The sequence below is a fragment of the Nocardia rosealba genome (assembly GCF_020216065.1).
In the GTDB taxonomy this organism is placed as follows: Bacteria; Actinomycetota; Actinomycetes; order Mycobacteriales; family Mycobacteriaceae; genus Nocardia; species Nocardia rosealba.
Genome location: NZ_JAIWNA010000002.1, coordinates 1,213,102 through 1,230,544 on the forward strand (window position 1 = coordinate 1,213,102; position 17,443 = coordinate 1,230,544).

Below are 17,443 nucleotides of genomic sequence, written 5' to 3' on the forward strand. Positions count from 1 at the left end.
GCCACCGGATCTCCATTGCGACGCGTTGGCGAGTCAGTGGATGCGTAGCGGCAAGGTCCGGTGGCGGCGCACGAAAATGCTTGGTACCCAAAGTGGTTGGTCGCCCTCTATGAGGGTGAAGTTGTCGCTGCGTTCGAGCAGCGTGGTGATCGCGACCCTGGTCTCCGTTCGAGCGAGTGCCGATCCGAGGCAGAAGTGGGCGCCTTTGCCGAAGGCGAGATGACCGGTCAGGCTTTTCCGATCGATGTCCACTTCGTCCGGGGCCGGGAAGCGCGCGGGGTCGCGATTGGCGGCGCCCCAGAGCAACAGCAGATGGCTGCCCTCGGGCAACTCGACATCGCCGAGGGTCGTCGAGGTGGTGACGTGCCGGTGGTGGCCGCGGAACGGGGACTCGAGCCGCAGAACCTCCTCGAGGAACGGGGCGACGAGGTCGGGCTGCGCTCGTAAGTGCTCCTGGAGATGCGGGCGGGTGGCCAAGATTCTGGCCGCACTGGCGATCAGACCTGCGGTGGACTCTCCCCCGGCTCCGACCAGTTGCACCAAGACCAGGACGGCGACTTCCTCGGCGATCTCGCCGGTGGCGCAGGCGTGGGCCAAGACCCCGAGTAGGTCGTTGCCCGGATCTTGTCGGGCACGTTGCAGTTGGTGGTGCAGGTACTGAGCGAGTTCTGCCGCCGACGCGAACAGCCTGCCCAGCTGCCCTTCGCCGACCACACCGCCCAGCATCTCGGTGCTGTCGTAAGCCCAGACGAGCAGCTGCGGCACGTCCTGTTCGGGCAGTCCGATCAGGTGCGCGACCATTGCCAGCGGCAAACGATCAGCCATCTCGCCGGCCCAGTCGATCCGGCCGTCACGCATTCCGTCGGACCACAAACGGTCGACCAGCTCGCCGACGGCGGGGCCGAGGGTCCGGATCCGCTTACCGAGAGCTGGCAACACCAGCTTGCGGTGAGCCAGATGAGTCGGGTCGTCGGCGGTCGCCAGGACGTGCACCGCTTGTCCACCGCCGTCCAGGTCGAAAGTCGTCGGCGGACCCGCGGGTTGCTGGACAAGAACCGCCGTCAGATTCGACGAGAAGTCCTCGGTGCGCCGTACGGCTTCGGTCACCAGCTCCCACGTCGAAACGAGGTAGAAGTCGGTGCCGGGTACCCGATGAACCGGTGCGGTCTCACGCAACGATCGGTAGAGGCGGTACGGATTCTCGAGGTGAGCCGAATCGAAGATGTCGATCTCGTCCAGCGGTATGACGCTCATCAGCTACTCCCAGACCATCGGTAGAACGTGTTTCAGTAGCACCACCGTCCATGTCCGAAACAGGGGTGTCAAGATCACGTGGAGAATTGCGATTCAACGCCTTTACCTGCGGTTTCATCTGTCTCAACGCCGACTAGGCTCAGGCCATTGAAGCTGGTCGGCGGCCCTTTCGCGCACGGCGATGATAGACACAAACGCAATTCTGTCTCACTATGAGATCTCACGCAGGCCCGTTCCAACTGCTGGAGGCACCCCATCACAGATCATGATCGAGCCGATTGGCTCGCCGGTGGGCGTCGTCGCGACATCGCCGCCGAACGAATCCACGCCGCGGCAACCGCACTCATTCTCGAACGAGGCATCGAGGCCGTGAACGTCGACGAGGTCGCCGCGCGCGCGGGCTGCTCGAGAGCGACGCTGTACCGGCATGTCGGCGGGAAATCGGCCATCGTCGACGGTGTGATCGCGCGTGCCGCGTCCGTGGTCGCGGAGGAAGTCGCCCTCGCCGTCGAACCCTTCGACGGGTCGCGGCGCGTCGTAGAGGCGATCCTGGCATCGGTCGACGCGGTCCGCACGAATCCGGTACTGGCCCAGTGGTATGTGCGGTCCCGCGCCACCCGCGCGGACAGCTATCTCGCGGCCTCACCGCAACTCGGCAGATTCGCGACCGCACTCACCGGTGTCGCCCCCGACGACGCGGCGGCGCGATGGATCGTTCGAGTCGTGATGTCGCTGCTCACCTGGCCACTGGACGATCCGGCCGAAGAGCGGCTGCTCGTCGAGCGCTACGTCGAACCAGGCCTTCGCTGAGACCGCGCGGACGTGCCCCTCACCTCATTGCGAGAATTTCCGCCTCACCGTCATACACTGCCGGAATACCGCATTTCCGCAAGCGTGTCCCCCACTAGTTATGGAGGGTTTTCATGCGTGCTGTTTCCGTTCTCGCGACAATGCTTGGATCCGCCGCCTTATCGCTGGCCCTGGCGGTCGCACCAGCCGAAGCAGAATCCAGCCCCGTAGGCACCGACGCGCTGGTGTCCTTCGAATTCGGACCGGGAAATACCCGCACCGAATGTCATGGCGGCCGGTTCCCTTGTGAACCGACAGAATTCAAATGCGACAACGATCGGTGTGTTCAGAAACAATGGCTGTGCGATGGCGACGACGACTGCGGCGACGGGACCGACGAACGCAACTGCCAGTAGCGCCCGAGTTCGCGAACCGGTCGGGGAACCACTAGCTTCGACCCATGTCGGTTGGTACGCGCGAGCTCGCGGAGTTCGAGAACTCACGGGCGCGTTTGGAGGCGATCGCGTATCGCCTGTTGGGCTCGGCGAGCGATGCCGAGGACGCGGTGCAGGACACCTTCGTGCGCTGGCACGCCGCCGACCACGCATTCGTCGAGACGCCCGCCGCATGGCTCACGAAGGTGCTCACCAATATCTGCCTCAACCAGCTCACGTCGGCGCGGGTTCGACGGGAGGCGTATGTGGGCCAGTGGTTACCCGAGCCGGTCTTCGCCACCGACCCGATCACGGGCCCGGCCGACACCGTCGAGCAGCGCGAATCGGTGTCGATGGCCGTACTCACCCTGATGGAACGGCTCTCGCCGAGGGAACGCGCCGTGTACGTGTTGCGCGAGGCATTCGGCTACGCGCACAACGAGATCGCCGACATCCTCGATATCACCGAGGCCAACTGCTACCAGATCTACCGGCGCGCCAAACAGCATGTGACCGACGACCGGACGCGCGTGCACGTCGACGAGGCGGCCGCGCGCAAGGTGGTCGAGGAATTCCTGGCCGCCACACTGAGCGGCAACACCGACTCGCTCATCCGGTTGCTGACCGACGACGCGATCAGCGCGGGCGACGGTGGTGGTGTGGTTCCGTCGCTGGACCGGCCGATCACCGGCTCGCTGCAGGTGGCGCGGTTCCTGCGTCGCCTGTTCGTGCCGAACGAACACAAGTGGGCGATGATCGGCGGCCGCGCCGACCTGTTCGCCGCCGTCGCCAACGGCGTTCCCGCGCTGGTGATCGTGGCCGCCGACCGCATCGTCGCCCTCATCACCTTCGACGTGACGACCGAGGGGATCGTGGCCGTGCACACCCAGGCCAACCCGGCCAAGCTCGAGCGCGCAACCAGGCACTGGGCGATAATCCCGCACGCCGACCCACTCCTCACCGGGTGGTGACCTAGATCACAGACCGCTGCTGTCAGGTTTCGCATCGCTGTCCGGTTCAGGAAGCGAACACCACCCAGACAGGAGTGAGACCATGAAGCATCGCATCGTCGTTCTCGGCGCCGGTTACGCCGGAGCCAATGCCGCCGGACGTCTGGCCAAGCGGCTGCACCCGGCCGACGTCGACATCACCGTCGTCAATGCCGACCCGGAGTTCGTCGAACGGGTCCGTATGCACCAGCTCGCGGCCGGACAGGACCTGAAGAGCCGCCCGCTGACCGAGGTCTTCGCGGGTACCGGGGTGCGCGTGCGGCTGGGGCGGGTCACCGCCATCGATGTCGACCACAAGACGGTCTCCGTCGATGACAGCAACGAGATCGCTTACGACACACTGGTTTACGCCCTGGGCAGCACTGCCGCTTCCGGTGCGCCGGGTGTGGCCGAGCACGCGTACGACATCGCGGGCAAGCAGTCCGCGCTCCGCACGCGTGCGCGGCTGGCGAGCCTGGGCGCCGGTGCGACCGTGCTGGTCGTCGGCGGTGGTCTCACCGGTATCGAAGCGGCCACCGAGATCGCCGAAGCCCGACCGGATCTCGGCGTCGTGCTCGTGGCGCGCGGTGGCCTGGGCGACTGGCTGAGCGACAAAGCGCGTCGACACCTGCGCACCGCGTTCGACCGGCTCGGCATCACAGTGCGCGAGCACACCGATATCGCCCGCGTGCTGGAAACCGGTGCAGTCACCGGTGACGGTGCGGTCATCCAGGCCGAGATGACGGTGTGGACAGCAGGTTTCGCGGTCCATCCGATCCCCACGGCCACCACCTTGACCGTGTCGGACACCGGTCGGATCGTCGTCGACGAGACGATGCGCTCGATCTCGCATCCCGATGTCTACGCCATCGGTGATGCCGCACTCGCCCCCGGCGCGGGCGGTGACCCGCTGCGTATGTCCTGCGCTTCCGGTGTCCCCACGGCGTACCAGGCGGCCGATGCCATCGCCGCCCGCCTGACCGGACGCGCGGTGCCGCGCAACGAAATCGGCTACACCGGCCAGTGCGTGAGCCTCGGCCGCCGCGACGCCCTCGTGCAGTGGGTCACCCCCGACGACCGGCCCAAGTCCTCCGCGCTCACCGGACGACCGGCCGCGCGCCTCAAGGAGTTCATCTGCAAGAGCGCGGCCTGGAGCGTTTCGCACCCGACCACGATGATGCCGTCGCGCAGACGACGCATCACCGCGACCTCCTCGGACTCCGCGCACACGGCCTGATTCGCCGCGCCTCGTCCCATCGGCCGCGCATTCGTGGTCCTACTTCGCCGGTGCGATGTTCTGGTTGAGATGGAACAGGTTTGCCGGGTCGTAGGACTTCTTGATCGCCGCCAAGCGGTCGAAGTTGGGCCCGTAGTTGGCGCGGATGCGGCCCTGGTCGTCGGAGGCCATGAAATTGATGTAGCCACCGTCGGCGGTATGCGGTTCGAGCGCGGCGTGGTAGTCGCGTACCCACTCGATATTGGCTTCGTTGTCGGCCGCGTCCGGCCACATGCCCGCGATGACCGGGGCGAAGTTCGCGGTCCGGTAGGCGAACGCGGTGTCTTCCGCCGCGACGTCGTGGACGGCGCCGTCGATCGGATACAGGTGCATGGTGGACTGCATGGCGGGCACCCGTGGACCGAACTCCAGGTGCGCGGCGAGGGCGCCGTCGGTGAGTTCGGGTTGGAAGGCCGCCTTCCAGTAGTGCTGCAACCCGGCGGGGAGCAGCGCGTCGAACGCGCCGTTGAGGGTCGGGTAGGGCATCCGACCCACGTGCTCGGCGACCGGTGCCGCGACCGCGCGCAGGTCCGCGAGCAGTGCCTCGGCCTCCTCGTCGCTGCCGTTGAAGCACGACACCAGGAGCATGAAGGGCTCACCGACCCGGTCTTCGGGGATGAACGGCAGCGGCGGGGCGATCTGGAAGGCGGGGAAGGCACCCATCGCGCGCGGTGCCGCGGCGATCCAGTCGCGGTAGGTCCGCAACAGTTGTTCGGCGGCTTCGAGTTCGAAGAACATGGGTCCGCCGTAGATGGTGTCCACCGGGTGCAGGTCGAACTCCATCTCGGTCACCACACCGAAGTTGCCGCCGCCACCGCGCAACGCCCAGAACAGATCGGGATGCTCGGTCGCGTTCGCGGTGACGAAAGTGCCGTCGGCCAGGACGACGTCGGCGGATCGCAGGTTGTCGATCGAGAGCCCGTAGGCACGGGCGAGGTAGCCGATGCCACCGCCGAGCGTCAGGCCGGCCACACCGGTGGTCGAGATGATGCCGCCGGTGGTGGCGAGGCCGAATGTGTGTGCGGCGTGGTCGAAGTCGCCCCAGGTGCAGCCTGCCTGGACCCGGGCGATCCGCTTGTCGGGATCGATGCGGATGCCCTTCATCGCGCTGAGGTCCAAGACGATGCCGTCGTCGACGGTGCCGAAACCGGGCACGCTGTGCCCGCCCGCGCGCACGGCGAGGTCGAGTCCGCTCGCCCGGGCGGTGTCGATGGTGACGCGCACGTCGGCGACGTCGACCGCGCCGACGATCGCGAGAGGTTTGCGGTCGATCATCCCGTTGTAGACCGAACGGGCCTGGTCGAAACCGGGTGACTGCGCGGTGATCACCTCGCCGCGGACCGCTTCGAGCATGGTCAGTGCTGGTGTGCCGTTCATTTCTGCTCCCTGCAGGGTCGGGCCGGTGCGGCGGTCAGCCGAACAGGCGCAGGACGTGGTCGTGGAACTGACGCATCTGCGCCACCGGGCCGACTTCGAGGAAGACGGCTCCCCCGGCGGAAGTGGCGGTGTGCCCGGCAGGCCAGTGGTAGACCTCCCCCGCGGCGGCGGTCTCCACCGTGCCGTCGGCGTGCTCGAGCCGCAACGATCCTTCCACCACGATTCCCCAGTGTGGGCTGGGGCAACGGTCGTCGGGGAGGCCCTGCAGGACCGGTCCGAAGTCGGTTTCGGGCGGCACGCTGGCGTATCGGACCGCCATGTCGCCCCACTCGATGTACCGGGTGGTCAACTCGCCCTGGGCGACCTCGATGGGCAGGTCTTCGATCCTCGTCGCCATGATGTGCTCCTCGGTCGGCGTTACCTGTGACGCTACGGAGAACCGATGCCGCGCACCTGACCTGATCTGACCGAATCGGCGCGGGCGCGAGGGGGTCGGATCGGACTATCTCGATGGGCGTCGAATCCGGCTAAGGTCGAGGAGTGACCGAATCGGCGTCGCCGAGCAGCGGTACGGCCTTTGTCGGTCGCGGCGCGGAGGTCGCGCGGCTCGAGGCCGTGTGGGCGGCGGTCGAGAGTGATCGGCGGCAGGTCGTCTTCGTCGGCGGCGAGCCGGGCGTCGGCAAGACCCGGTTGGTGAGTGAGGCGGCCACCGCGTTGCGCGCGCAGGGCGCCACCGTGCTGTGGGGCGCGTGCCGCGAAGACCTCGACATCCCGTACCGGCCCTTCGTCGCGATTCTCGAGCAGGCGATCGAGCAGGCCCCGCCGGAAGCCCTTCGCGCTATCGCGCCCACCGCGGCCGCCCCGCTGCTGCGACTCACCACGAGCGTGTCGCGGTATTGGCCGTCGGCGCAACCGAATCCGCGTGACCGGGACTCGCGACCCGCCCTCTTCGACGCCCTCATGCGGGTCTTGCTGGCGGCCGCCGAGCGCTGCCCGCTGGTGCTCGTCCTCGAGGATCTGCACTGGGCATCGGAACCGACGTTGGCGATGCTGTCTCATCTGGTCGAGTCCACTGCCGGTGAGCGGTTGCTCGTGCTGGCGACCTTGCGGACGACCGCACCGGACCGTACGGACGCGGTGAGCTTCGCCCTCGCCGATCTGCATCGTCTCGACGGTGTCGCCCGGATCGACCTCGCCGGGCTCAGCACCGAGGAGGTGGCCGAGTACCTCGTCCGGGCGGCCGGGGTGTCGCGGGGCTCGGCGCTCTCGGCCGCGCCGGTACTGCGCGACCACACCGGCGGGAATCCGTTCTTCCTCCAGGAGTACTGGCACGACCTGGCGACCCGCGGCGGCTTGACCGCGGTACGTTCCGCTGTCGCCGCACCGCGATCGGTCCAGGATGCGCTGGCCCGCCGACTGGCGGCCTTCGATGTGGACCACGCGCGGGTGATCGAACTGGCGGCGGTCGCCGGTGATGTCGTCGATCCCGAGATCCTGACCGAGGGACTCGACTCGAACCAGGTCCTCGCGGGAATCGACTTCGGTGTGCGTGCCGGACTTCTCGTCGCGGGGACCGCCGACGGCGAGTATCGCTTCGCGCACGCCCTCGCTCGCCAGGCCGTGCTCGACCGGATGTCGGCGGGCGATCTGGCGGCCGCGCATGCCCGGGTCGCGCTCGCCCTCGACCAGCGCGACCCCACCCGGGTCGCCGCGCTGGCTCATCACTATTTCCGGGCCCGTGCCCTCGGATACGCGGACAAGGCGGTGCACTACCTGGTGCTCGCGGCCCGCCAGGCCGAGCGTGGCATCGCCCATCGCGAGGCGGCGTCGCTGTACGAGCGCGCCGCGCAGGCGCATGCCGCGCACGGCCCGACCAGGGTCGAGCTTCTCTCGGCGGCGGCGCGCTGTCACCTGCACGGTGGCGACTTCGACACCGCCCGTCGGCTCTACGAGGAGCTGGCCACGGACGGGGATCCGCGCGTCCGGCTGGCCGCCGCGATCGGGCACGAGAACGCGTCGTGGCGGCCCTCCGCGAGTGGTCAGCGCTCGCTGGCATTGCTGAGCGAAGCTCTGGGCGCCGCCGCCTTGAACCCTGACGACCCGCTGTCGGTGCGGGCTCGCGCGAGCATGGGGCGTGCCGCGTCGTTCACCGGCGACTCCCGGCAGGCTCGCCGGATCGGTGAGGATGCGTTGGCGCGGGCCAGGGTCATCGGTGATCCGGAGCTGCTCGCGCACGCCCTGTGCACGACGCTGTGGCAGGGTATGCGCCCGGACCTGGCACCCGAACTGCTGGCACGGGCGATCGAGCTCAACGACATCGGGGCGCGCCTCGGTGACGACGACTACCGGGGACCCGCCGCTTTCCACCGCGCGGTGTTCGCCTACCTGCTCGGCGACGCGGTGGCGTGGAGCAGCGCCCAGCGCGATCTGACCGAGTTGGCGTTGGCTCGGGGTCAGCCGTTCTTCCGGTATGTCGCCGGATGTTCGCGGTGCGCGCACCGGTTCGCCGTCGGCGACTTCGCGGGCACCGAGCGGATCATCGATTGGCTCGACGACCAGTTCGCCCAGGAGTTCGGCGGCGCCACCGAGGGCTCATGGGGTGTGCAGCAGTTCATGCTCCGGCGGGTCACCGGTGGGCTGGAGCAGGTTCGTCCGCTCGTGTCCGGCGATGAGAGCTTCGACGACCACTGGTTGCCGGGACTCTTGGCGTTGTACACGGAACTGGAGATGTGGCAGCCTGCCGCGCGCCTGCTGACTCACCTCTGCGAACGACTCGCCGATCACCGTTTCGGCGCCCAATGGGCGGGCGTGCTGGCTTTCGCCACCGAGGCGGCGGTCCGGCTCGACGACACCGAGGTGGCGGCGACCCTGCGCCCGTTGATGGCCGAGTACGCCGGCGCCAATCTGATGGCCGGTGCGAGCGTGGCGGTATTCGGCAGTGCGGATCGCTATCTCGCCGAACTGGACTCGGTGCTCGGTGCAGGCGGTGCGGACATGCACTTCGAGCGCGCTCTCGCGATGGACCGCCGGATGGGAGCGGTGACTCACCAGGCCGAGACATTGGCGGCTTGGTATCGGCACCGGCTGCGTCGTCCCGCCGCCGTGCCCGGACCTACCGCCGCCGACCTCGCCACCGAGGCACGCGCGCTGGCACGGCGGATCGGACACCGTCGCATTCTGCGGGATCTGGACGCGGACCCGGCGCCGCGCCGCGAGCACGTGACGCTGCCGAACGGGCTGACCGATCGCGAGGTGGATGTGCTCCGCCTGGTCGCTGACGGACTGTCCAATCGCGAGATCGGCGAGCGGTTGTTCATCAGCGCCAACACTGCCGCCAACCATGTACGCAGCATCCTGATCAAGACGGCCGCGCCCAATCGGACCAGGGCCGCCATCTTCGCCACCGAGCACGGACTGCTCTAGCCGGAGGCGGTCCCGTCTGCGGTGGACAGCGGAGCGAAGGCTCCGTCCGGGGTGATGGTTCCGGACAGTTCCATGATGGCGTCGGCGGGGATTCCGGCCCGCACCGCGGCGGCGCGGATCGCGTCGATGTTGTCGGCCTCGTAGAGGCAGAACGTCTTGCGTTTGTCCAGCGACAGAAACGAACTGAGCCAGCGCACCCCGAACTCGTCGTTGATCCGGTTGATCTCCGCGGCGGTCTCCGGGGCCACCTCGAGCTGTTCGGCGAATTGCCGCTCCACCATGAATATCGGCATCGGATGCCCCTTGGTTGTGCTCGAGCGCGGCCCACACGGTGCACCGGTCCGAACGGCGGTCCCCGGTTTTCACGGTACTCGCCGGTCGACCTTCCGCACAGCCTGCGGAGACCCACCGTCGCAGCGGACTACGCTTGGCAGATGACCACGGTGGCGCAGTTGAAAGCCCTGCAAGCTGCGGTGAAACAGCGCTACCGGGACGACCGGGCCGCTGCAGTCACGCCACTGCGTGCGGCGGGTTCGTTCGCCGACCCCGGCATCACCTGCACCGTGCGGACATTCGCTGGACCAGTGCGCGCCGGGCTGCATCCGGCGACCGGTGGTGACGGTTCGGATGCCTGCTCCGGCGACATGCTGCTCGAGGCGTTGGCCGCCTGCGCCGGGGTGACCTGCCGCAGCGTCGCCACCGCCATGGCGCTGCCCATCACCGGCGCCGAAGTGGAGGCGACCGGGTCGTTCGACGCCGCCGGCACCCTCGGTATCGACCGGACCGCCGAAGTCGGGGTATCGCCGATCAGGGTGACGATCACCGTCACGACCTCGGCCGACGTCGACGCTGCCGCATTGGCGAAACTCGCCGAACTCACCGAGCGATACTGCGTGGTCGGCCGGAGCCTCGTGCACCCGCCGGTGATCCGGGTGGTGGCAAGCCGATGAGCTCGTCACCGGGGTCATGGGCCGATGGGACTCGGCTCTACGAGTTCGTCGAGAAGTACGCGAGCATGGGCGAGCATCGCGTCGGCACCGACGTCGACCACGACACCAATGCATTGTTCGCCGACGAGCTGACCAGCCTGGGCGCGAGCATCGAATACCAGCGATTCACGTTCGACCGTTACGTCGCGAATACCCAGGTGACCATCGACGGAGAGCCGGTCGAGTCGGACGCGCTGTACTACCAGAGCGTCGGCGTGCTCGAGACCGACTCCCCGTATACGGCCGCCGTGCACGCGACCGAGGGCGACCGCACTTCCACCGACCTCGACGCCGCGATCACGGCTGCGGAGAATGCGGGTGCGTCTGCCGCGGTGATCGCGACTCTCAACCCGCTGGGTCAGCTGGTGATGCCCAACCGGTATCCCACCGTCGTCGGCCGGATGCCGGTGGTCCTGGTCCCCGGCCGGGTGGCCGACGACCTCGCCTCGACATCGGTCCACCTGCGCTTCTCTGCCGAGACAGTCGCGGCCTCGAGCACGAACGTGATCGCCACCTTCGCCGCGGACAACGCCGACGCCGCGCCCCTCCTACTCGCGACACCGCTCAGTGGCTGGTTCGGATGCGCGGCCGAACGCGCGACCGGCATCGCCGTCGCGTTCGCTCTCGCGGAGCGCTTCGCCGGACGGCACCCGGTGGTCGTCGTCGGAGCGCCCGGACACGAGATCCTGCACCACATCGGTTTGCAGCACTACCTGCGCACCTTCGACATGGATCCCGCGCTGATCGTGCATCTGGGCGCCAATGTCGCACTGGGAGTGCGGAAAGCACCCGAGGCACCCCTCGAACTCGCACCATCGGTGACCGACCCGCACCACCTCCCGACCGTCGGGCGTTCGCTGTTCGTCAGGATGGACGAAAGCCGTTACGGCCCGGTGGAAAAGGCCCTCGCCACGGCCGGGCTGGCACCGATCCTCAACCCGCCGAAGTGGTTCGGCGAAGGCGAACTGTGGGCTGATGCGAGCCCCGCGCCGCTGATGTCGTTCGTCGGGATCACTCCCGCCTTCCACACCCCGGCCGATACACCGGACAACACCACCTCACCCGAAGCGCTTACCACCGTCGCCCGCGCCGTCGGCACGGCCGTCGAAAACTACCTCGACCAGAGCTGATCTCGACCTGATTCCGCATCAGCCCTGCAGGCCGTCGTCGTGGGTCCGCACATCCGGCAAGCCTGGTACTCCCGACGCCGGCTCGTGACGGGTGTTCTCCGACGCCGAGTCAGCCGGTGGTCGGCGGATGGGGGCCGACTCGGCCGACGGCGTGCAGGAGCTGGGCGTTCGCCACGTCGATCGGGGTGTCCGCGGGGATCACCAGCAGGGTGAGGTGGACGCCGTTCGCGCCGGCGAGGTGCATGGTGTCGGGAAGCTGGCCGATGTCGGGGGCCCGCAGTTCGACACCGTCGGGGCGGTCGATGCGGCGCTGGTTGCGGCTGGTCACGTTCCAGTCGAAGCTGATTCGCGCCGTCCGGCCCAGGCGGGGCGTGAGGGCGCTGATCAGATCGTGGAGTTCGGCGGTGAGGTTCTCCGTCCTCGGCCACCACGCGCCGTCGAACAGCTCGGCATGACTTTCGGTGCCGCGCAACAGGAGTCGCGGCGTCCGGGTCGGTTCTCCGAACGGTTGCCGATCGCTGTCCGCAGTGTCTGTCGCCTGGGGATCGAGGGCGGGGGGCGGGCTGTCCTCGGGGTCGGCTTCGGCCGCGGCCATCAGGGATTCGTGGGCGATTCGGGCGTCGGTGCCGGAGGGGATCACCTGCAGCACCATCATGGCCGCGTCGCGCCCGAACACGTACATCGTGTTCCACAGCTCGAAGTGATAGGCATCGAGCCGGACGGTCTCCCCCGCGACGGTGATCCGAGAGGGTGCGGACGCCCAGCACGAGGGGTCGTACACCACGCGCCAGACCGGGCCCAGCCGTACCCCGAGCACGGCGAGCAAGTCGGGCAGTTCGGCCGACAGGTCGTCCGAGCGCGGCCACCAGGCACCGTCGATGTAATGGCCGGCCGCAGAACGCGCCCGTATCCGCAGTCGCGGCGTATAGAGCGGGGGAACCTCGTGGCGGGCGGGTGCCGCGTCGGGATGACGGCTTTCGCGAAGGCGCATGACGATCGGTCCTTTCGGCCGGGATCCGAGGAATCGGTATCAGCTCCGGGGACCTGTACATCCTCCAGTAGACGCCTTGGGCAGCTTGCTTGTCAACGCTGTAGGTCTACACTGGCAACGAAACTGGATCAGACGGAGGTGCCCTCGTGGCCGAGGATTCGACAGATGGCGCCCGCCGTCCCGCCAACGCGGTGACCAGGGAGTCTGTGCTCACCGCGGCGCTCATGATCGTCGATCGCGACGGCGTCGACGCACTGTCGATGCGGCGGCTGGCCGAAGCGGTCGGCCGGGACCCGATGGTGATCTACCGTCACCTGCCCAACAAGGCCGCCGTGCTCGACGGCGTGGCCGAGATGGTGTTCGAACAGCTGGTGGTCGATGCCGGCGACCCGGACTGGGCGGCACAGCTGCGCGCGGTGGCGCGCTCCTTCCGCGCGTTGTCGCTGGCCCACCCGAATGTCGTCCCGCTGCTGGTGACCCGGCCGCTGTCGACCCCGCTCGGCATGCGCCCGATCGCGGTGGTCCGGCCGCTCGAGAACATCCTGCGACTGCTCACCAATGCCGGGTTCTCCGGCGCCGACGCGCTGCACGTCTACCGCGCGCTGTTCGGATTCCTCTACGGTCACGTACTCAACGAGCTCCAAGAGGTGATCGAGCGGCCGGAGGAATCGGACGAGGTCCTGCGGCTCGGCTTGCATCGGCTGCCGATCACCGAGTTCCCCCTGGTGCGTGAGCTCGCACCGATATTGGCCGCCTACGACGGCGCGGCCGAACTCGAGCGAGGCCTGGACATCCTCCTCACCGGCCTCACCGCGACCCTGAGTCACCTCTCGGGCTGATCACTGTCGGGTTCGGCCCCACCCTCGGACTCCCAGCGTTGCTCGGCGGACTCGCCGTCGATGTCGGCCGGGACCACCCGCAGGTGTAACCAGTGGCCGTCGACGCCGAGCACATCGACCGTGTGCGGTCGCATGTAGTGGTAGCCGTCCAAGCGCACTCGATGACCTCGATGATCGAAAGTCCGTGCGGCAGCGGGCCATTCGTCGATGTTGTAGCTGAGTCGATGCACCGGGCCGCGCCGGGGCTCGAGCCGCGCCAGCAGATCGGGCAGCTCGGCGGTCAGATCCGAGCCGTGCGGCCACCAGGTCGTCGAGGCATCCGAATGCGGTCCGGGAACACGTCCGGCCGATGTTCGCGTCATGATCCGGCGCTCCTGTCCCGGCTCCCGCCGACTCCGTCACACAGCGGTCACCGTGTGCGTCTATACCGTTAGTCTACGCTGTAGACGTCTGCTGTAGATGGACGTAGAATCAGCGGTACGACCAGTGAGGAATCATGGCCATCACCGAAGTCGCGGTCTACGCGCACCTGAGCAGAGCCGATGTCGAAGCCCTCGGCGAGGAACTCGACACGATCCGGCGCGACATCGAGGAGCGGCGCGGCACCCCCGACGCCGACTACATCCGGCGCACGATCGCCTTCCAGCGAATCCTCGACGCGAGTGCGCGACTGCTCCTGGCGGGCACCGGCTCACGACTGGGTTGGCTCGTCGGCACCTCGGCGCTGGCCGCGGCCAAGAGCATCGAGAACATGGAGATCGGCCACAATGTGTCGCACGGCCAATGGGATTGGATGAACGATCCCGAGATCCATTCCCGCACCTGGGAATGGGACATGGCCGGGGTGTCGTCACAATGGCGCTACTCGCACAACTACCGCCATCACATGTTCACCAATGTGGTCGGGATGGACGACGACGTCGGATTCGGCGTCATCCGGGTGACCAGAGACCAGCAGTGGCGACCACGCCTGCTCCTGCAACCGCTGCAGAATTTGCTCCTGGCAGCCACTTTCGAATGGGGCATCGCCCTGCACGGGCTGTATTCCGAACGCGACCGCTCCGCGACCGCCACCGAGAAGACCGCGCACACCCGGGCGCTGGTCCGCAAGATCGGCAGGCAGACGGCCAAGGACTACGTGTTCTTCCCGATCTTGAGCGGACGACGCTGGCGCCGCACCCTGACCGCGAGCATCGCCGCCAACGCGCTGCGCAATCTCTGGGCCTACGTCGTGATCTTCTGCGGCCACTTCCCCGACGGCGCCGAGAAATTCACCCCGGAAGCGATCGAGCACGAGACGCACGGCGAGTGGTACCTGCGCCAGATGCTCGGCTCCGCCAACTTCGACGCCGGCCCGATCCTGGCCTTCCTCAGCGGCCATCTCTCCCACCAGATCGAGCACCACCTTTTCCCCGACCTGCCGAGCAACCGCTACGCCGAGATAGCAACTCGGGTCCGCGCACTCTGCGACAAATACGACCTGCCCTACACCACCGGCCCGCTGCCCCGGCAGTACCTGCTCACCCTGCGCACGATCAACAAACTGGCCCTCCCCGACACCTTCCTGCTGGCAACCACCGACGACGCACCCGAAACCGCATCCGAACGCAAGTTCGCCACCGCGGTCCCCGCCGAGCCGGGAACCATCCGGCGCGGGCTACGCACCGCACTACGCGCGGGAGCCCGGTCCGGTGATCACCGGGGCAATTTCAGCACTCGGCGGGCGATGATATCGAGCTGGATCTCGATGGTGCCGCCACCGAAGAGGATGGCGGGCAGGCCGAGGAAGTCGAAGGTGTAGGGCTGTTCGGGGTGGCCTACGGCGGCGCGCGGCCCGAGAACAGAGACCAGGGCACGCGCGGCATCGCGCTGAGCGATGGCGTGCCAGACCTTGCGAACACTGTTGCCCGCGGTGTCGCCGTCAGCGATACCGTTCGTCCCCGCTACGGCATTGCGCAGGGTGAGTGCGGCGACCGAGAGCTCGCGTGCGGCGTTGCGGCCGAGGACACGCACCACGTCGTCGCGAGTGCCCGCGTGGTCACCGGAATCCAGCAGCCGGCGCACCAGAGCGCTCGAGCCGTGACCGAAGGTGGCCGAGCCCATGGCGAATCGTTCGTTGGACAGGGTGGTGACCGCGATCCGCCAACCGTCACCGGGATTCGCGACCACCTGACTGTCGGGCACGAAGACCTCGTCGAGGAAGACCTCGTTGAACTCCCAGATGCCCGTGGCCTGACGCAGCGGGCGGACGACGACACCATCGGCGTCCATCGGAATCAGGAAGTACGTCAGGCCCGCGTGTTTGGCCGCAGTCGCATCGGTGCGAGCCAGGCAGACCGCCCAATCCGCTTCCTGTGCTTGGGAATTCCACACTTTCTGCCCGGTGATCACCCACCCGCCCGCGACCTTCCGCGCGGCGGTGGACAGCCCCGCCAAGTCCGAACCCGCTCCCGGCTCGGAGAACAGCTGACACCAGATGATCCGGCCGAGCAGGGTGTCGGTGACGAACCGCGCGCGCTGTTCGTCGTCACCGTGTTCGATCAGGGTGGGCAGCACCCATCCGCCGATTCCGAGCTCGGGTTGGGCGAGACCGCGGCGCGCGAATTCGTCGGCGATCACAGCCTGTTCGGCCGGACCGGCGCCGAGTCCGTACGGGGGTGGGTAGTGCGGGGCGACCAGGCCGTCGGCGGCCAGCCGCGTACGACGGGATCCGCCGCGCGCGGGAGCCCAACCCGCCGAGGGGATCTCGTCGTCGGGCAAGGCGACGACCTCGTCGAGCACGGCACCCACGGTCGAACGCAGGGTCGGCGAGGTCGTGGCGGTGACGAACGTGAAATCGCGCTCGGCACGCAGGCACTGCTGTCCCAGTTCGCGCGCCGACGCGTCCTCGCCCCCGATCACGGCGGCCAATGCGATCGCCCGCCGCCAGTACAGGTGGGCGTCGTGTTCCCAGGTGAAGCCGATGCCACCGAGCAGGCTCACACAGTCCACCGCTTGATCGATCGCGGCGGGTAGGGCGGTCAGCGCGGCGCTCGCGGCGGCGAGAAGGCGCTGCTCGGTGGATTGGGACTCGGCGCGACCGGCGTCCCAGGTCGCCGCGGTCGTCACCTCGGCGCGGACCAGCATCAGTGCCGTCTTGTGCTGTACCGCTTGGAAACTACCGATCGGGCGGCCGAATTGGTGCCGGACGCGAATGTAGTCGACGGTGGTGTCCAGCAGCCGGCGACAGATTCCGGTCGCCTCCGCCGCGGCCAGGGTGGTCATCCACAGCTGGGCGAGGGCTGGGTCGATGCCGTCGAGCACCTTCGCCGGCGCCACCCGATAGGCGTCGAATGCGAGGCGTCCCAGGGAGCGGGTCAGGTCGACGGCCTCGGCGGTGGTCACGTGGGCCGACGAGCCCGACGGAACCGTGTCGGCGGGGTCGAACCAGAACCACAGGCTCGCCGCGCCGTCGATGTCGGCCCGCACCACCACCCGTTGGGCGCCGGGCAGACCGAGTGCCGGATCGGAGGTCCCTGATACCACCCAGCTGTCTCCGTCGGGTTCGGCGCGAAGTCCTGCGCCGGTGACGACGGATCCGGTCATGCCCGCGCTGAACGCCGTCAACAGTGCCGGGGCGTCCGTCGCCGCCGTAGCGAGCGCGCTCGCGGTCACAGTCGGCAGGTACGGGCCGGGGAACAGGGCCGCGCCCAGTTGCTCGACCGCCACTACGAGGGTGTCCAGCCCGCACTCGTCGCCACTGTAGACAGCAGGCAGGTGCAGTGCGTGTAATCCCTGATCGCACAGGGCTGTCCAGGTGTCGGACGGTCCGGCGCCGGTCGAGTAGTCGGCGAGGTGTTCACGCGTCCGCGACAGCGGTGCGAGCTTGCGGGCGAAGGCGGCGACCGATTCCGCAAGTGCCTGCTGGTCGGGGTCTACGGCTAGGGACATCTGCGGCTCCTGAAGGCTGGAA

At 68.2% G+C, this 17,443-nt stretch carries 16 protein-coding genes; 9 read left to right on the plus strand and 7 right to left on the minus strand.

The annotated features are described in order from the left end of the window. Positions 1 to 33: 33 nt before the first annotated feature. Entirely contained in the window at positions 34 to 1,254 is a 1,221-nt protein-coding gene (locus LDL21_RS12590) for a cytochrome P450 (protein WP_225280171.1), read from the minus strand. Between the two features lie 321 nt (positions 1,255 to 1,575). Between LDL21_RS12590 and LDL21_RS12595 the strand changes: the two genes are divergently transcribed. The 4 genes from LDL21_RS12595 to LDL21_RS12610 all read left to right on the plus strand — a co-directional run bounded on the left by LDL21_RS12595 (position 1,576) and on the right by LDL21_RS12610 (position 4,703). Continuing rightward, positions 1,576 to 2,064, plus strand: a complete 489-nt coding sequence (locus LDL21_RS12595) for a TetR/AcrR family transcriptional regulator (protein WP_308017130.1) — start codon at positions 1,576 to 1,578, stop codon at positions 2,062 to 2,064. Positions 2,065 to 2,177: 113 nt separating this feature from the next. Further along, positions 2,178 to 2,459, plus strand: coding sequence for a hypothetical protein (locus LDL21_RS12600; RefSeq protein WP_225280172.1), 282 nt, complete (start codon positions 2,178 to 2,180; stop codon positions 2,457 to 2,459). 44 nt (positions 2,460 to 2,503) lie between these two features. Continuing rightward, positions 2,504 to 3,448 (plus strand): RNA polymerase sigma-70 factor, encoded by a 945-nt coding sequence (locus LDL21_RS12605; protein WP_225280173.1) that lies wholly within the window; start codon positions 2,504 to 2,506, stop codon positions 3,446 to 3,448. Between the two features lie 82 nt (positions 3,449 to 3,530). Beyond that, entirely contained in the window at positions 3,531 to 4,703 is a 1,173-nt protein-coding gene (locus LDL21_RS12610) for an NAD(P)/FAD-dependent oxidoreductase (RefSeq protein WP_225280174.1), read from the plus strand. A 39-nt stretch (positions 4,704 to 4,742) separates the two neighbouring features. Here LDL21_RS12610 and LDL21_RS12615 read toward each other — a convergent pair whose 3' ends face one another. Further along, positions 4,743 to 6,119 carry an FAD-binding oxidoreductase gene (locus tag LDL21_RS12615; RefSeq protein ID WP_225280175.1) on the minus strand — a complete coding sequence of 459 codons (1,377 nt, stop codon included), beginning with the start codon at positions 6,117 to 6,119 and terminating at the stop codon, positions 4,743 to 4,745. Between the two features lie 34 nt (positions 6,120 to 6,153). Further along, positions 6,154 to 6,516: a cupin domain-containing protein gene (locus tag LDL21_RS12620; protein WP_225280176.1), complete on the minus strand. Its 363-nt coding sequence runs from the start codon at positions 6,514 to 6,516 to the stop codon at positions 6,154 to 6,156. A 143-nt stretch (positions 6,517 to 6,659) separates the two neighbouring features. Here LDL21_RS12620 and LDL21_RS30040 point away from each other — a divergent pair, with 143 nt between their 5' ends. Further along, positions 6,660 to 9,542 carry an ATP-binding protein gene (locus tag LDL21_RS30040; protein ID WP_308017126.1) on the plus strand — a complete coding sequence of 961 codons (2,883 nt, stop codon included), beginning with the start codon at positions 6,660 to 6,662 and terminating at the stop codon, positions 9,540 to 9,542. On the opposite strand, the gene LDL21_RS12635 is transcribed toward LDL21_RS30040, so the two are convergent. After that, entirely contained in the window at positions 9,539 to 9,835 is a 297-nt protein-coding gene (locus LDL21_RS12635) for a DUF4242 domain-containing protein (protein WP_225280177.1), read from the minus strand. The genes LDL21_RS30040 and LDL21_RS12635 overlap by 4 nt on opposite strands. Positions 9,836 to 9,976: 141 nt before the next feature. On the opposite strand from LDL21_RS12635, the gene LDL21_RS12640 reads away from it, so the two are divergent. Then, positions 9,977 to 10,492, plus strand: a complete 516-nt coding sequence (locus tag LDL21_RS12640) for an OsmC family protein (protein WP_225280178.1) — start codon at positions 9,977 to 9,979, stop codon at positions 10,490 to 10,492. Next, positions 10,489 to 11,661, plus strand: coding sequence for a hypothetical protein (locus LDL21_RS12645; protein ID WP_225280179.1), 1,173 nt, complete (start codon positions 10,489 to 10,491; stop codon positions 11,659 to 11,661). Before LDL21_RS12640 ends, LDL21_RS12645 begins: the two co-directional genes overlap by 4 nt. Positions 11,662 to 11,770: 109 nt before the next feature. Here LDL21_RS12645 and LDL21_RS12650 read toward each other — a convergent pair whose 3' ends face one another. Next, the gene (locus tag LDL21_RS12650) at positions 11,771 to 12,652 is read right to left on the minus strand and encodes a DUF5994 family protein (protein ID WP_225280180.1); all 882 of its coding nucleotides are present in this window, start codon (positions 12,650 to 12,652) and stop codon (positions 11,771 to 11,773) included. A 146-nt stretch (positions 12,653 to 12,798) separates the two neighbouring features. On the opposite strand from LDL21_RS12650, the gene LDL21_RS12655 reads away from it, so the two are divergent. Next, on the plus strand, positions 12,799 to 13,491 hold the full coding sequence (locus LDL21_RS12655; protein WP_225280181.1) for a TetR/AcrR family transcriptional regulator C-terminal domain-containing protein: 693 nt from the start codon (positions 12,799 to 12,801) through the stop codon (positions 13,489 to 13,491). Here LDL21_RS12655 and LDL21_RS12660 read toward each other — a convergent pair. Next, positions 13,476 to 13,853, minus strand: a complete 378-nt coding sequence (locus tag LDL21_RS12660; protein WP_225280182.1) for a DUF5994 family protein — start codon at positions 13,851 to 13,853, stop codon at positions 13,476 to 13,478. The two genes, LDL21_RS12655 and LDL21_RS12660, sit on opposite strands and share 16 nt — an antisense overlap. Positions 13,854 to 13,987: 134 nt before the next feature. Between LDL21_RS12660 and LDL21_RS12665 the strand changes: the two genes are divergently transcribed. After that, positions 13,988 to 15,292 carry a fatty acid desaturase family protein gene (locus LDL21_RS12665; RefSeq protein ID WP_225280183.1) on the plus strand — a complete coding sequence of 435 codons (1,305 nt, stop codon included), beginning with the start codon at positions 13,988 to 13,990 and terminating at the stop codon, positions 15,290 to 15,292. On the opposite strand, the gene LDL21_RS12670 is transcribed toward LDL21_RS12665, so the two are convergent. After that, positions 15,187 to 17,421, minus strand: coding sequence for an acyl-CoA dehydrogenase family protein (locus tag LDL21_RS12670; RefSeq protein WP_225280184.1), 2,235 nt, complete (start codon positions 17,419 to 17,421; stop codon positions 15,187 to 15,189). The two genes, LDL21_RS12665 and LDL21_RS12670, sit on opposite strands and share 106 nt — an antisense overlap. Positions 17,422 to 17,443 lie beyond the last annotated feature (22 nt).

Coding starts and splice junctions, on each gene's coding strand:
- LDL21_RS12590 (WP_225280171.1), bottom strand. CDS start 1,254: ATGAGCGTCATACCGCTGGACGAGATCGACATCTTCGATTCGGCTCAC.
- LDL21_RS12600 (WP_225280172.1), top strand. CDS start 2,178: ATGCGTGCTGTTTCCGTTCTCGCGACAATGCTTGGATCCGCCGCCTTA.
- LDL21_RS12605 (WP_225280173.1), top strand. CDS start 2,504: ATGTCGGTTGGTACGCGCGAGCTCGCGGAGTTCGAGAACTCACGGGCG.
- LDL21_RS12610 (WP_225280174.1), top strand. CDS start 3,531: ATGAAGCATCGCATCGTCGTTCTCGGCGCCGGTTACGCCGGAGCCAAT.
- LDL21_RS12615 (WP_225280175.1), bottom strand. CDS start 6,119: ATGAACGGCACACCAGCACTGACCATGCTCGAAGCGGTCCGCGGCGAG.
- LDL21_RS12620 (WP_225280176.1), bottom strand. CDS start 6,516: ATGGCGACGAGGATCGAAGACCTGCCCATCGAGGTCGCCCAGGGCGAG.
- LDL21_RS12635 (WP_225280177.1), bottom strand. CDS start 9,835: ATGCCGATATTCATGGTGGAGCGGCAATTCGCCGAACAGCTCGAGGTG.
- LDL21_RS12640 (WP_225280178.1), top strand. CDS start 9,977: ATGACCACGGTGGCGCAGTTGAAAGCCCTGCAAGCTGCGGTGAAACAG.
- LDL21_RS12645 (WP_225280179.1), top strand. CDS start 10,489: ATGAGCTCGTCACCGGGGTCATGGGCCGATGGGACTCGGCTCTACGAG.
- LDL21_RS12650 (WP_225280180.1), bottom strand. CDS start 12,652: ATGCGCCTTCGCGAAAGCCGTCATCCCGACGCGGCACCCGCCCGCCAC.
- LDL21_RS12660 (WP_225280182.1), bottom strand. CDS start 13,853: ATGACGCGAACATCGGCCGGACGTGTTCCCGGACCGCATTCGGATGCC.
- LDL21_RS12665 (WP_225280183.1), top strand. CDS start 13,988: ATGGCCATCACCGAAGTCGCGGTCTACGCGCACCTGAGCAGAGCCGAT.
- LDL21_RS12670 (WP_225280184.1), bottom strand. CDS start 17,421: ATGTCCCTAGCCGTAGACCCCGACCAGCAGGCACTTGCGGAATCGGTC.